A 13,834-nucleotide genomic window follows, 5' to 3' on the forward strand; every position below is an offset into this window, starting at 1 on the left:
GTACGGAGGGCGCTCGTGAAGATCAGCGAGCCCGAGACTGCGCATGGTAGCGCCGGCGTCGCCGCGGCCATGGCAGGCCCCCACGAAAGCAGCAGCGATCTCGACACGCTGCGAGCCAAGTTCTACCAGCTCTACATCGCCGTGGAGCAGAGTCCGGCCGCGACCGCGATCACCGATGCCGAGGGGCGCATCGAGTATGTCAACCGCCGCTTCCTGGAGGTGACCGGTTATTCACGCGAGGAGCTGATCGGCAGGACGCCGGCGATGATCCAATCGGGGCTGACGCCCGACAGCGTCTATCGCGACCTGTGGCAGACCCTGCGCAGCGGCCAGGTGTGGCGCGGCGAACTGCAGAACCGCAAGAAGAGCGGCGAACTCTACTGGGAAGCCGAGACCATCACGCCGGTGCGCGACGACACGGGCGCGATTGTGCGCTTCGTGGCGGTGAAAGAGGACATCACCGAGCGCAAGCGCCAGGAGGAGGAGCTGCGGCTGCTCGCCAGCGTATTCCAGACCGGCCAGGCCACCCTGATCACCGACCCGGAGATGCGCATCGAACGGGTCAACCAGGCCTTTACCGACATCACCGGCTACCTGCCCGAAGAGGTGATCGGCCACACGCCCCGCCTGTTCAAGTCCGGGCGTCATGACAAGCACTTCTATGCCCAGCTGTGGCAGGAGGTCCTCGACACCGGCCACTGGCAGGGCGAGATCTGGAACCGCAACAAGTACGGCGAGATCTACCCGCTGTGGCAATCGATCACGGCCGTCAGTGACGAGGCCGGCAAGCTGCGCCACTTCATTGCCGTATTCCACAACATCGCCGAGCGCAAGCGCCTGGAGCAGGAGCTGGAACAGCAGGCCACCCGCGACCACCTGACCGGTGCGCACAACCGCCGCGCCTTCGACACCGCCATGCGCAAGGCGATCCGTCAGGCCGAGCGCAGCGACAACACCTTCTCACTGCTGCTGTTCGATATCGACCGGTTCAAGTCGATCAACGACCAGCATGGCCACGACACGGGGGATCTCATCCTCAAGCGCCTGGCCAGCCTGGTGGGCAAGACCCTGCGCAGCACCGACCTGCTGGCGCGCTGGGGCGGCGAGGAGTTCGCCATTCTGCTACAGGACACGACCATTCAGGGGGCGTCGATCTTCGCCGAGCGGCTGCGCCAGCAGGTGGCGGAGACACGCCTGCATGGGCTGGCCGTCACCATCAGCCTGGGCATTGCCGAGTACCACCGGGGCGAAAGCCCGGAAGAGGTGCTGGCCCGCGCCGATGGCGCCCTGTATCGGGCCAAGCGGGCGGGGCGCGACCGCGTCGGCATCGCCGATACCCACGCTTGAGCGTGGCGGATTGGCCTCGAGCCGGCGCGGGAAGCTACAGCAGCGGCTCCAGCCAGGCGATCCGGCCCAGCATGGCCCCCAAACGACGCCAGAAACCGCCGGGCTCACGCCCGAACGACACCGTCTCCCCCTGCTGTTCCGTCAGCCAGCTGAGGCGCCCCTGCTCGTCCCGTTCGACCCGATAGCTCAGCGCCGGCGACTTGCCGAGTTCTGCCAGCGCCTCCAGCTCGGCGGCCAGACCCGGACTGGCGGCGAGCACGCCCACTTCGGTGTTCCACCACACCGAGCGAGGGTCGGCATTGGGCGAGCCGACGAACACGCGATCGCTGTCGATGCTGAGTGCCTTGATATGCAGGGCGGAGGCCGACGAGCCCACGCTGAAACCATCGTCGTCGAATTCGCTCTCGGCACGCATTTCATAGAGCGCGACGCCGCTGTCGAGCAGCGCTCTACGGCGAACCTGGTAGGCGCCATGGACCAGCGGCACGTCGGTCGCTTCGAGGGAGTTGGTGAAGACCTCGACCTCGACACCCGATTCGGCCAGTTCCCTCAAGCGCTGCGTGCCAAGCTCGCCAGGCACGAAGTAGGCGGAGACGATCACCAGCCGCTCGCTCGGCTCACCGGCGCGCTCGAGCAGCTCCCCGGCCATGGTGCTGGCAAGCGCCGCGCGTCCACGCCAGGCCGGCTTGCCCGGCGGGTCCCACAGGGCGAAGCCCTCCCCCCAGTGCAGCCTGCCCACCAGCGGCCCCCGCTCGACATCGGCATAGCGCTGGCGAAGATCGGCGAAGTAGGGCGAATCGGCATTGGCCTCGACCCATTCGTCGAGCGACGAGCGCAGCTCGCGCCAGGCCTCGTCTTCGGCACGATGGTAGCGGCCGATGGGCTGCGCCAGGCCATGGTTCCAGTAGAGGTGAAAGCTGCGCGACAGCGGCTCCACCACGGGACCGAGCGTGATCAGGTCGAGGTCGGTGAAGTTGCGCGGCTCGCTGGCGCTGTAGTACTCGTCGCCCAGGTTGCGCCCGCCGACGATGGCCAGGGCGCCGTCGGCGATCCACAGCTTGTTGTGCATGCGCCGATGCTGCCGCGCCGCCTGCGGCGCCGAGGCCAGCACGCGGCCGATCAGCGTGTCGCGGCCGACACTCAGCGCATTGTAGACACGCACCTGGACGTTGGGATGGCTATCGAGCGCCGCCAGCTCCTGCCCTTGGCCCACGGCGCCCATGTCGTCGATCAGCAGGCGCACCTCGACTCCTCGGTCGGCGGCCGCCAAGAGACGCTGCAGCAGCAGCCGCGTCGTCAGGCCGTCTCCGATCAGGTAGGTCTGGATGTCGAGACGCCGATCGGCCTGCTCGCTGAGCAATACACGCAGGCTGAAGGCGTCCTGGCCGCTTGAGAGCAGGGCGAAGCCGCTCTTGCCAGAGCGGTCGGCGGCGCTCATCCGCACCCACTGCCCCAGCCAGGTGGCCTCGCTCTCCCCGGCGGACAGCAGCGACCCGTGCTCACGCGGCACCGGCGTGCCGGCGCACCCCGCCAGCAGCGAGGCCAGCAACCCGGACAGCGCCAGCAGCCACCAACCGCGGGCTCGATGCGAGCCGCCGAGTTCAGGGTTCGTCATCGTCGTCCGCCAGGCGTCGCGCCATGGTCTTGCGCGCCTTGTTGCGCCGATAGAGTCGGGCCAGCGCCAGGGCCAGCGCGAACGCCACCATCACGGCCAGCGTCACTCCCTGCCAGGGACGGGCAGCCTCGCCTCCCAACATCGTCTCGAGCGTGATGATCAGGATGAAGCCCAGCGCCTGGCTGCCGATGGCCAGGGCGCGCAGGGGATCGAACGACTTGTGTGCCATGGAGGGCTCCCGCCGGGTGACAGTGCTATCCGTGCGCAGTAGGCTTGCTCTGCTGACGTAGTAAGCGTATGCAAGTGAATGATTCTACCCGGTCTTGCCGTTTGCGCCGACCCCATTCTCGGAGCTGAGCCAATGGACGCCTTCGCCCTGGGCCCCGTACTGATATCCGTCCCGCGCCTGTATGCCATCGGCTGCGCCCTGTTGCTGCTGCTTGCGGCCTGGCTGCTGCTGGGGCTGTCGTCGACGGCGCGGTCGCGCTGGTATAACGGCTTGCTGCTGGCCTGGCTGGCCGGCGCCCGCCTGGGTCATGTGGCGATGAATCTCGATGCCTATGCCGCTGCCCCGCTGGATGTGCTCAAGCTGTGGCAGCCGGGTTACCACGGCCTCTGGGGGCTGCTCGCGGCGTTGATCTGGAGCGGCTGGGCGCTGCGTGACCGGCTGCTCTCCATGATCGGCGCCATGGGCCTGACCATCGGCGCCTCGGCGCTGTGGCTGGTGCTGGTCACCCTGGCACCGCTGGGCGGCGACATGCCGCTGCGCGAGCTGCCCGACGTCACCCTGGAGAATCTCGACGGCGAGCCGGTCGAGCTGCAGGCACTGCGCGGCGATCGCGTAGTGGTCAACCTGTGGGCCACCTGGTGTCCGCCCTGCCTGCGCGAGATGCCACTGCTGGCCGAGGCCGACGAACGCGAGGGCGTCACCGTGGTGGTGATCAACCAGGGCGAGGAGCTGCTGCAGGTGGTGCGCTATCTCGATGAGCAAGGGCTGACCTTTCGCTACCCGCTACTCGATCCCCGCCAGGAGATGACGATGGCCTTCGAGTCACCGGGGCTGCCCACCACGGTGCTGTTCGACCGCGAGGGGCGCGCGGTGGAGCGCCACGTGGGTGAGCTGTCGCGGGCGCAACTGGATGGCTGGCTGCAACGCTACTAGGAGAGGCCGCGCGCCCTACCATTTCCCGCCTCTCTCCACCAGCCTTAAGCCATGACGGGCTTTGCGTTAGAATCGCCCGCCCTGCTGATGGCGGAGCTGTCTCCGCCGATAGCATGCGCACCCTGTTCCGCATCGACCGAGGCATCATGAGCGACTTTTCACCCGGCCAGCGCTGGATCAGCGACGGCGAGGCCGACCTGGGCCTGGGCACCATCCTGAGTTGCGATCACCGTAGCGTCACCGTGCTGTTCGGCGCCAGCCAGGAAACCCGCACCTACAGCAGCCGCCAGGCGCCCCTTACCCGGGTCGCCTTCGGCAGCGGTGACCGCATCCAGTCGAGCGATGGCTGGCACCTGACCGTTGACGACAGCAAGGAGGTCGACGGGCTGATCGTATACATCGGCGAGGATGATCAAGGCGAGCTGCGCGAGCTGCCCGAGGCCCGCCTGGCCGACACCATGCAGTTCGACCAGGCTCGCGATCGCCTGTTGACCGGCCAGGTCGACCGCAACGACTGGTTCGACCTGCGCTTCCGTACCCTGCACCACCACCACCGCATCGAGCAGAACCCGGCGCTGGGCCTGGCCGGGCCGCGCATCGACCTGATTCCCCATCAGCTCTACATCGCCGACGAAGTGGCCCGGCGCCACGCGCCCCGCGTCTTGTTGGCCGACGAGGTGGGGCTGGGCAAGACCATCGAAGCCGGCCTGATCCTGCACCGCATGCTGCTCACCGGCCGCGCCCAGCGCGCATTGATCCTGGTGCCGCCGAGCCTCACCCACCAGTGGCTGGTGGAGCTGCTGCGCCGCTTCGCCCTCGAGGTGACCCTGCTCGACGAACAGCAGAGCCTGGCCCAGGCCGAGAGCAACCCCTTCGAATCCGGCCAGTTGATCCTGGCCAGCCAGGAGTGGCTGTTCGCCAACCCGCATCGCCAGGAGCAGGCTGCCAGCAGCGACTGGGACCTGCTGATCGTCGACGAAGCGCATCACCTCGACTGGAGCGCCGACCAGGTCGGCCCAGGCTACGCCTGCGTCGAGCGCCTGGCCAAGGCGGTGCCGGGTGTGCTGCTGCTCACCGCGACTCCCGAACAGATGGGGCTCGAGAGCCACTTCGCCCGCCTGCGCCTGCTCGATCCGGATCGCTATCACAGCCTCGATGCCTTCCGCGACGAGGAGCAGCACTACGTGGAAGTGGCGCAGTCCATCGACGCCCTGGAAGCCCTCCCCGCCGGTGGCCGCGAGGCGCGCAGCAGCGTGGCGGCGGTAATCGACGAGCCCGACAGCCTGGCCCTGCTGGACCTCCTGTCCAACCCCGAGTGCGGAGCCGCGCAGCAGGCCAGCGCCCGCGACCAGCTGCGCGAGCAACTGCTCGACCGCCATGGCACGGGCCGGGTGATGTTCCGCAACAGCCGCCGTCATGTGGGCGGTTTTCCCGAACGTCGCCTGCACCTGGCGGCACTGACGCTGCCCTCGGCCTACCGCCGCGTGCTGCGTAAGCTCGAGCGTGACGAGGACTATCTCGACGAGCTGCTGATCGAGACCGGGCTCGACCACCCCGACGTGCTGATCTACCCCGATGCGACCTATCGCGCGCTCTCGGACGACCCGCTCAATGCCGAGCCCTGGTGGCAGTTCGATCCGCGCGTGACCTGGCTGCTGGAGCGGCTTGCCGACGACAGCGAGCAGGGCTTCGCCAACGACAAGGTGCTAGTGATCGCCCATGGACGCGAGACCGCCCAGGGCCTGGCCGAGGCCCTGCGGGTGCTGGGCGGGCTGCATGCGCCGGTGTTCCACGAGGGGCTCACGCTGGTCGAGCGCGACCGGGCGGCTGCCGCTTTCGCCGACGAGGAGGAAGGCAGCCAGGTGCTGGTGTGCTCGGAGATCGGCTCCGAGGGACGCAACTTCCAGTTCTGCCGCCATCTGGTGATGTTCGACCTGCCGCAGCACCCCGACCAGCTCGAGCAGCGCATCGGCCGACTCGATCGCATCGGCCAACGCCACGCCATCGAGATTCACGTGCCGCTGTTCGAGGCCAGCCCTGGCGAGCGCCTGCTGCGCTGGTTCAGCGAGGGAATGGAGGCCTTCGCTTCGCCCCACGGCGTCGGCAACGAACTGTTCGATGCCTTCGGCGATGCCCTGGCCGAGGCGCTGCTCGACGACGAAGCGCTGGAAGACGTCATCAGCGAGACCCGGGCGCTGTTCGAAAACCGCCTGGCCCAGCGCGACGCCGGCCGCAACCGGCTGCTGGAACTCAACGCCTGTCGCCCGGCTCGCGCCGAGGCGGTGGCCGCAGCAATTCGCGAGCTCGACGACGACCCGGCGCTGACGCGCTATCTCGACCAGGCGCTGGATATCTTTGGCGTCGATGGCCAGGAGCTCGGCGGCGGCCTGCTGCACCTGCAGCCCGGCCCGCAGATGCTCGACGGCCTGCCAGGGCTGGCCAAGGGCGAGGAAGGCTTCACCGCCACCCTGTCGCGCGAGCGCGCCCTGGCCCGCGACGACGTGCAGCGCCTCTCCTGGGAGCATCCGTTGCTGCGCGAGATGATGGCGCGCATCCTCGACGGCACCATGGGCAACACCGCCCTCGCCCTGCTCCAGCATCCGGCCATTCCGGCCGGACGGCTGATGACGGAGCTGGTGTTCCGTACCTACTGCCCGGCCCCCAGGCGCCTGCACGTCAACCGCTTCCTGCCACCGACCGCGGTGCGCGTGCTGCTCGACGAGTCGGGTGCGGTGCTCAGCGACAAGGTCTCCTTCACCGGCCTGTCGAAGAATCTGCGCAAGGTCAAGAAGGCCATGGCCCGCGACCTGATCCGCAGCCGTCACGATCAGCTGCGCGAGCTGCTGGTCCTGGGCGAGCAGGAGGCCGAGCGCGAGCTGCCGAGCATCGTCGAGGGGGCCCAGGTCCGCATGCGTCGGGAACTCGACGGCGAGCTGGCCCGCCTGGAGGCGCTGGCCCGTCTCAACCCGGCGGTACGCGAGGCGGAGCTCGAGGCGCTGCGTCGCGAACGCGGCGAACTCGATGCCGCCATCGACGGCACGCGGCTGCGGCTCGATGCGGTCAGGGTCATCGTCACGGTGGGGGAAGAGAGCCGCTGACCGTGAGCCGAAGTGAGCAAGTGCCGGTAGGTCAACGCTTCCCGAGAATGTCGGCGAGTGCTTCCTCGAGCGTCGGAAAGCGGAACGCGAAGCCGGCCTCGAGCAGCCGCGCCGGGCGCATGTCGGCGCCGGTCAGCAGCAGCCGCGCCATCTCGCCGAAGGCGGTTTCCAGCACGACCGCCGGCACCGGCATGACGGCGGGACGACCGAGCTGCCTGGCCAGGGCTCGGGTGAACTCGGCGTTGGTGACGGGATGCGGCGCGCTGCCGTTGAACGGCCCCTCGAGGTCGTCGCGTTCGAGCAGGAACAGGATACTGCGTACCAGATCCTCGCGGTGAATCCACGGCATGAACTGCTGGCCGTCGCCGAACCGTCCGCCCAGGCCCAGCCTGAACGGCGGCAGCATCTTGGCGAGACTGCCGCCCCCGGTGTCCAGCACCAGGCCGGTGCGCAGCAGCGCCACCCGAGTGCCGAAGTCGGTCGCCTCGAGGGCAGTGTCCTCCCAGCGCTTGCACAGGCGATGAGCGAACTCGTCGTGGGGCGGGGTCGCCTCGGTGACCTCGCGTGCCCCCTGGTCGCCGTAATAGCCCATCGCCGAGCCCGAGACCATGACGCTCGGCGCCTTGCCGCTGGCCTGTTCGAGCTGCTCGCAGAGAATCACCAGGTCGCGGGTGACGTTGACCCGGGAGTCGATCAGCCGGTTCTTCTGCTCGTCGCTCCAGCGCCGGGCGGCGATGGGCTCACCGGCCAGGTTGACGATGGCATGCGGCGGCGAGTCGACGAAGTCGAGCACCGAACGCCGCACGTCGGCCCCTTCCGGCAGCTTGCGCCGGGCGGCCGCCGGGTCACGAGACACCACCTGCAGGCGGTGCCCGGCCTCCTTCAGGCGCAGGCACAGGCGCTGGCCAACGAAACCGCTACCGCCGGTAATCAAGACTCGCATCAGACTCCCTCCCGCGTCTGGCGTCAGGCGCCGCTCCGCCGCCCCGCCTTTCGTTATACAATCGTTGTACATCTCTGCTATGCTGGCGACAGCCGGTCGGATCAACGGTTCGGCTCGCCCTGGTCGCCCGGCCCGCTACACTGGTGTTTCGGAGATCGCCATGACCTACAGTCTGATCCTGCTCGCCCATGGCTCCAGCGATCCCGCCTGGCGCGCCCCCTTCGAGCGGTTCCACGCGTCCTTGGCCGCGCGCATGCAGGCACCGCTGAAGCTGGCCTACATGGAGCTTAGCGAACCCTCGCTGGAAAGCAGCGTGGCCGAACTCGCTGCGGCCGGCATCCGGCGCGCCGAGATCCTGCCTCTGTTCTTCGCCGCCGGACGCCATCTGCGCAAGGACGTCCCGGCTCAGGTCGAGGCACTCAGGTCGTCGCACCCCGGTATCGAGCTCGAGCTGCTGCCGCCCGTCGGCGAGCACCCCGCCTTCATCGATGCCCTGGCCGCCGTCATCGCCGAACAGGCGGGAGAAGCCCTGCCCACTTGACCCTGGCTGCCATCAGTTGTACACCGCCCGTTTAGCGTACAATATTCCCTGGCAGCGGGCCGCGGCAACCGCCAGACATCCGTTGCCACGAGCCAGGACAACAAAAGAGGCAGGCGAGCATGACCGAGAAGGGGGCCCACCCGGCCGACACACCGCTCTACCCCATCCGCGAGGTGTCACGCATTACCGGCGTCAACTCGGTTACCCTGCGCGCCTGGGAGCGCCGCTACGGACTGATCCGCCCCAAGCGCACGCCCAAGGGCCATCGCCTCTATGCCCGCGAGGACATCGAGCGGGTCGAGCGCATCCTGCAATGGCTGAGTCGCGGCGTGCCGGTCAGCCAGGTCAAGGAACTCATCGACCAGCCGCAACCCGCACCGATCGTCGAGCCGGCCTCCGGCGACTGGCCCAGCCAGCGGCGCCAGCTGATGGCGGCCATCGAAGCCCTCGATCAGGGCCAGATGGAAACCCTCTTCACCCAGGGCTTGGCCCTCTACCCCGTGGCCACCTGCCTGGCGGAGCTATGGCAGCCGGTGTGCCGTGAACTCGAGGAGCACTGGGCCGACCAGCTCGGCGCCGCCCTGCAGCGCCGCTGCCTGGAGTCGTTCCTGCGTACCCGCATCGGCATCCGGCTCTATCATGCCAACCGCCTGGCCAGGGGCCCCGCCCTGCTGATCGCCCCGCTGCCCGACGACCCCGGCAGCCTCTGGCTGCTACTGGCGGCCCTCGCCGCGAGCGATGCCGGCTATCAGGTCCAACTGATGGACAGCGCACTGCCCTTCGGCGAACTGCCGCTGGCGGTCGAGCGGCTGCATGCCGCCGCCCTGGTGCTCGTCAGTGGCCGCGCCGAGCGGGCCGACCTGATCCGTCGCCAGTTGCCGCGCCTGGCCGAACAGCTCGACGCCCCCCTCGGCCTGTGCGGGCCGGTCGCTCGCATTCGCAGCGGCGACCTGGCCGACAGCCTGGTGGAACTGCTCGGCGACGACCTGCCCCTGGCCATGTCCCGCATGCGCCCGCTGATTCTCGATCACTGAGCCGCCGCGAGGCTGCCATGACCTGCACCCTGATGTGGTTTCGCCGCGACCTGCGTATCCACGACAACACGGCACTCGCGGCCGCCGCGCGCCAGGGGCCGGTCGTTGCGGTGTTCCTGCGCAGCGTGGCCCACTGGCAGCGACACGGCCACGGCGCCAACAAGCTCGACTTCTGGCATCGCGGCGTGGTGGCGCTGGGCGAGTCCCTGGCCGGGCTGGGCATTCCCCTGCTGCACCGCGACATCGAGGATTTCGACGAGGCGCCGGCCACTCTGCTCGGGATCGCCCGCCACCTCGGCGCCTACGCGCTGCACTTCAATTGCGAATATCCACTAGACGAGCAGCGCCGCGACGAGGCCGTTGTCGACGCCTTCAAGGAGGCGGGCCTGACCGCGACCGGCCATCACGACAGCGTGGCCTTCGCCCCGGGCGAGCTGTTGACGCGCAAGGGCGATTACTATGGCGTCTTCACCCCCTTCGCCCGCGCCTGGCATCGCCAACTGACGGCGCCACGCCTGACGCTGCGCGAGACACCCCCGGTGCAGACGCTCACCGAGGTGACCCGCGACCCCGCTCCCCCCCTGCCGCCGCTCGCCGACACGCCGGTCGATGCCGGCCGCTGGCCCGCCGGTGAAGCGGCCGCCGCCGATCGCCTGGAGCGCTTCCTGCGCTTTCGTGCGCGCCGCTACGCCAGCCAGCGCGACTTTCCGGGCATCGCCGGCACCAGCGAACTCTCGCCCTACCTGGCGCTGGGCATGATCTCGCATCGCCAGTGCCTGCAGGCCGCCCTGGCCGAGAACGATGGCAGCCTGGCCGAAGGCGATGCCGGTCTCACTGCCTGGGTCAACGAGCTGGTCTGGCGCGAATTCTACCAGCATGTGGCGGCAGGCTTCCCGCGGGTATGCCGCCATCGCGCCTTCCAGCGGCACACCGAGGCGCTGGCCTGGCGCGACGACGAGGCCGGCTTTCGCGCCTGGTGCGACGGGCGCACCGGCTACCCCATCGTCGATGCCGCCATGCGCCAGCTGGTCCGCACCGGCTGGATGCACAATCGCCTGCGCATGATCGCCGCGATGTTCCTCAGCAAGCACCTGCTGATCGACTGGCGCCGTGGTGAGGCCTTCTTCCTGCGCCACCTGGTCGACGGCGAGTTCTGTGCCAACAACGGCGGCTGGCAGTGGGCCGCCTCCACCGGCACCGACGCCGCCCCCTATTTCCGCATCTTCAACCCGACCACCCAGTCCCGTCGCTTCGATGCGGAGGGTCGCCTCATCGCCGAATACGTGCCCGAACTCGCCGGCCTGTCGCCGCGTGACCGCCATGCGCCCAGCGACATCCAGCGGTCGGCGACCGGCTACCCGCCGCCCATCGTCGAGCACAAGGCGGCACGCAGCCGGGCGCTGGAGGCCTTCAAGGCACTGCCGGCGTCGCGTTAGGTCAAGCGAAGGGGGGCGCTAGACCGATGGCTCGGCGCGCAGTACCAGCCCCGCGGCGTCCGACGTCAGCGCCCGCCACTGGGCTTCGATCACGTCGGCCGGCCCCGGCCGGGCATAGAGGTAGCCCTGAACCAGCCGGCAGCCCGCCTGGCGCAGGAATTCGAGCTGTCCGTGGGTTTCCACGCCTTCCGCCACCACATCGAGCCCCAACCCTCTCGCCATCGCCAGCACGGCGCTGACGATGGCGGCATCGGCAGGGTCGTCAGGCAGCGAGCGGATGAAGGCGCGGTCGAGCTTGAGCTTGTCCAGCGGCAGGTTCTTGAGATAGCTGAGCGACGAATAGCCCATGCCGAAGTCGTCGATGGCGATGCGGTGGCCCTTGGCGCGCAGCGCCTCCAGCCGTGGCACGATGTCGCCGGCGCGTTCGTCGAGCAGCACCGACTCGGTCAGTTCCAGGCCCAGCTGAGCCGGCTCGATGCCGTGCCTCGCCAGCCCCGCCGAGAGCGCCGTCTCGAGCTCTCCCTGGAACATCTGGATCGCCGAGATGTTGATCCACACGGGCAGTTGGGGCAGGCCCAGGTCGCGCCAGCGCGACATCTGGGCCAGCGCTTCGTCGATCACCCAGTTGCCGAGCGGCCCCATCAGCCCGTGGCGTTCGGCCAGCGGGATGAAGTCGGCCGGTGACACTATGCCATGCTCGGGGTGGCGCCAGCGCAGCAGTGCTTCCATGCCGACCACGGCGCCGTCCATGATGCGGTGCTGGGTCTGGTAGTGCAGCTCGAGCTGGTCGCCGTTGGCCAGGGCGTCGCGCAGGCCGTAGACCAGCGCCATGTGCGGCGAGTTCTGCACGTCCAGTGCCGGGCGGAAGCGCTGGCTGACGTTGCGCCCGTGGCGCTTGGCCGAGTAGAGCGCCGACTCCAGGCGCTGGAACAGCAGGCTGGATTCCTTGCCGTCCTCGGGGGCGCGACAGCTGCCGATCGAGAGACCCAGGCGCAGCGTCTTGCTGCCCAGCTCGAAGGGCTCGCCCAGGTGCTGACGCAGCCCGGCGACCCAGTTGTCGTGGTCGTCGAAGGTGGTGGTGCGAATGACCAGGAACTCGTCGCCGCCCAGGCGCCCCACCACGCCGCCCGCCACGTGGCGGGCCAGACGCTGACCGAAGCGTGCCAGCAGCCGGTCGCCCTGCTCCACGCCGAGGCTGTCGTTGACCGACTTGAAGCCGTCGATGTCGACGATCGCCATGTCGAGGCTCTCGCCGGCTCGCAGGTGGCGCAGCCGCGAGGTCATCAGGTCGTGCAGGCGGCGGCGGTTGGGCAACCCGGTGAGCGGATCCTCGAAGCCGATGCGCCGCAGGTCCTGTTCTCGCGCCTTGTGCACCGAGATGTCGGTGAAGGTACCGACATAGTGGGTGATGTGCCCGCGCGCATCGGTGATCGCCTTGACCCGCAGCCATTCGGGGAACTCGTCGCCCTGCTTGCGCCGGTTCCAGATCTCTCCCTCCCAGCGCCCCTTGCTGTGCAGGGTCTGCCAGAAACGCTTGAAGAAGGCCGGGTCGTGACGCGCCGCGGCCAGATTGGCGGCATTGAGCCCACGCACCTCCTCTTCGGTGAAGCCGGTGATGCGGGTAAAGGCAGGGTTGACGGCCAGGATGCGGTTCTCGGCATCGGTGATCTGCACGCCCTCCTCGGAGAGCATCAGCGCTTGCTGCATCAGGTCGGCATGCTGGCGATCGCGCCTGATCTGGCGCCAGGCGGAGGCCAGTCCCATCACGACGATAAACACCGCGGCCATCCGCAAACCGGGGCTGGGCAGCCAGATACAGGCCGGCAGCGCTGCCATGGCAGCCCAGATCAAGGGGCGGTTCAATGCGAAGGATGGCCGCATGAGAGGTCCCGACGTAACGGAGGAAGAAGGAAAGTTGCGCCCATGCTATGCATCGACCCTACCTTGAGTATCGACACTTGGCGCTGACACTTTAATCGCTGGTGGCCGTCGCGTCATGCCCGGCGTGCAATCAGGGGCCTCGGCCAGTAGACTAGGCAGGGCCGCCCGGGCGGGTTGGCTCCTGTGCCATGCTGCCTCCGCACCGCACGCGGAAGAGCCCACTACAACTGCGACTCGGAACGACTCAGTGACCAAGCAACACTCTTTCGAACGCGAAGAACTGCTGGCGTGTAGCCGCGGCGAACTCTTCGGCCCCGGCAATGCCCAGCTGCCGGCACCCAACATGCTGATGCTCGACCGTATCACGCGCATCCATGAAGAGGGCGGCCAGTTCAACAAGGGCGAGCTGATCGCCGAACTGGATATCCAACCCGACCTGTGGTTCTTCGATTGCCACTTCCCCGGCGATCCGGTCATGCCCGGCTGCCTGGGGCTCGACGCCATGTGGCAGCTGGTGGGCTTCTACCTGGGCTGGCTCGGCCACCCGGGCCGTGGCCGTGCGCTGGGCTGTGGCGAGGTGAAGTTCACCGGCCAGATCCTGCCCGAGGCCAACAAGGTCACCTATCACATCAACGTCAAGCGCATCATCACCCGACGCCTGATCCTCGGCATCGCCGATGGCACCGTCTCGGTCGATGGCCGCGACATCTACCAGGCCAACGACCTGCGGGTCGGCCTGTTCACCTCTACCGCGAATTTCTGAAACAGGAGGCTCCC

Annotated in this window: 11 protein-coding genes; 7 read left to right on the top strand and 4 right to left on the bottom strand. The window is 68.6% G+C overall.

The window, feature by feature from the left end; all coding sequences use genetic code 11:
* Window positions 1-15: 15 nt before the first annotated feature.
* On the top strand, window positions 16-1,347 hold the full coding sequence (locus I4484_RS18150; protein ID WP_234283722.1) for a diguanylate cyclase: 1,332 nt from the start codon (window positions 16-18) through the stop codon (window positions 1,345-1,347).
* Between the two features lie 34 nt (window positions 1,348-1,381).
* Here the strand turns inward: I4484_RS18150 and I4484_RS18155 are convergent, their stop codons facing one another.
* Complete coding sequence (locus I4484_RS18155; RefSeq protein WP_234283723.1) at window positions 1,382-2,962, bottom strand: phospholipase D family protein; 1,581 nt, start codon at window positions 2,960-2,962, stop codon at window positions 1,382-1,384.
* Window positions 2,949-3,191: a hypothetical protein gene (locus tag I4484_RS18160; protein ID WP_197448613.1), complete on the bottom strand. Its 243-nt coding sequence runs from the start codon at window positions 3,189-3,191 to the stop codon at window positions 2,949-2,951. The genes I4484_RS18155 and I4484_RS18160 overlap by 14 nt, the downstream gene beginning before the upstream one ends.
* A gap of 132 nt (window positions 3,192-3,323) precedes the next feature.
* On the opposite strand from I4484_RS18160, the gene I4484_RS18165 reads away from it, so the two are divergent.
* Together I4484_RS18165 and rapA are read left to right on the top strand one after the other, a co-directional pair.
* A complete protein-coding gene (locus tag I4484_RS18165) occupies window positions 3,324-4,124 on the top strand; it encodes a TlpA disulfide reductase family protein (protein ID WP_197448614.1) in 801 nt (266 codons plus the stop codon).
* A 146-nt stretch (window positions 4,125-4,270) separates the two neighbouring features.
* Entirely contained in the window at window positions 4,271-7,222 is a 2,952-nt protein-coding gene (gene rapA / locus I4484_RS18170; protein ID WP_197448615.1) for an RNA polymerase-associated protein RapA, read from the top strand.
* A gap of 31 nt (window positions 7,223-7,253) precedes the next feature.
* On the opposite strand, the gene I4484_RS18175 is transcribed toward rapA, so the two are convergent.
* Entirely contained in the window at window positions 7,254-8,165 is a 912-nt protein-coding gene (locus I4484_RS18175; protein WP_197448616.1) for a TIGR01777 family oxidoreductase, read from the bottom strand.
* A gap of 160 nt (window positions 8,166-8,325) precedes the next feature.
* Between I4484_RS18175 and I4484_RS18180 the strand changes: the two genes are divergently transcribed.
* The 3 genes from I4484_RS18180 (at window position 8,326) to phrB (ending at window position 11,176) form a co-directional block, all read left to right on the top strand.
* Window positions 8,326-8,706 (top strand): sirohydrochlorin chelatase, encoded by a 381-nt coding sequence (locus tag I4484_RS18180; RefSeq protein ID WP_197448617.1) that lies wholly within the window; start codon window positions 8,326-8,328, stop codon window positions 8,704-8,706.
* A gap of 119 nt (window positions 8,707-8,825) precedes the next feature.
* Window positions 8,826-9,740: a MerR family transcriptional regulator gene (locus tag I4484_RS18185; RefSeq protein ID WP_197448618.1), complete on the top strand. Its 915-nt coding sequence runs from the start codon at window positions 8,826-8,828 to the stop codon at window positions 9,738-9,740.
* Between the two features lie 17 nt (window positions 9,741-9,757).
* Window positions 9,758-11,176, top strand: a complete 1,419-nt coding sequence (gene phrB, locus I4484_RS18190) for a deoxyribodipyrimidine photo-lyase (protein ID WP_197448619.1) — start codon at window positions 9,758-9,760, stop codon at window positions 11,174-11,176.
* An 18-nt stretch (window positions 11,177-11,194) separates the two neighbouring features.
* Here the strand turns inward: phrB and I4484_RS18195 are convergent, their stop codons facing one another.
* The gene (locus tag I4484_RS18195) at window positions 11,195-13,057 is read right to left on the bottom strand and encodes a bifunctional diguanylate cyclase/phosphodiesterase (protein ID WP_197448620.1); all 1,863 of its coding nucleotides are present in this window, start codon (window positions 13,055-13,057) and stop codon (window positions 11,195-11,197) included.
* A 247-nt stretch (window positions 13,058-13,304) separates the two neighbouring features.
* Here I4484_RS18195 and fabA point away from each other — a divergent pair, with 247 nt between their 5' ends.
* Window positions 13,305-13,820 carry a 3-hydroxyacyl-[acyl-carrier-protein] dehydratase FabA gene (fabA, locus tag I4484_RS18200; protein WP_197448621.1) on the top strand — a complete coding sequence of 172 codons (516 nt, stop codon included), beginning with the start codon at window positions 13,305-13,307 and terminating at the stop codon, window positions 13,818-13,820.
* Window positions 13,821-13,834 lie beyond the last annotated feature (14 nt).

Source organism: Halomonas sp. SS10-MC5 (assembly GCF_015992245.1).
Classification (GTDB): Bacteria; Pseudomonadota; Gammaproteobacteria; order Pseudomonadales; family Halomonadaceae; genus Halomonas; species Halomonas sulfidoxydans.

Coding starts and splice junctions, on each gene's coding strand:
- I4484_RS18180 (WP_197448617.1), top strand. CDS start 8,326: ATGACCTACAGTCTGATCCTGCTCGCCCATGGCTCCAGCGATCCCGCC.
- I4484_RS18160 (WP_197448613.1), bottom strand. CDS start 3,191: ATGGCACACAAGTCGTTCGATCCCCTGCGCGCCCTGGCCATCGGCAGC.
- rapA (WP_197448615.1), top strand. CDS start 4,271: ATGAGCGACTTTTCACCCGGCCAGCGCTGGATCAGCGACGGCGAGGCC.
- I4484_RS18185 (WP_197448618.1), top strand. CDS start 8,826: ATGACCGAGAAGGGGGCCCACCCGGCCGACACACCGCTCTACCCCATC.
- I4484_RS18155 (WP_234283723.1), bottom strand. CDS start 2,962: ATGACGAACCCTGAACTCGGCGGCTCGCATCGAGCCCGCGGTTGGTGG.
- phrB (WP_197448619.1), top strand. CDS start 9,758: ATGACCTGCACCCTGATGTGGTTTCGCCGCGACCTGCGTATCCACGAC.
- I4484_RS18165 (WP_197448614.1), top strand. CDS start 3,324: ATGGACGCCTTCGCCCTGGGCCCCGTACTGATATCCGTCCCGCGCCTG.
- I4484_RS18195 (WP_197448620.1), bottom strand. CDS start 13,057: ATGCGGCCATCCTTCGCATTGAACCGCCCCTTGATCTGGGCTGCCATG.
- I4484_RS18175 (WP_197448616.1), bottom strand. CDS start 8,165: ATGCGAGTCTTGATTACCGGCGGTAGCGGTTTCGTTGGCCAGCGCCTG.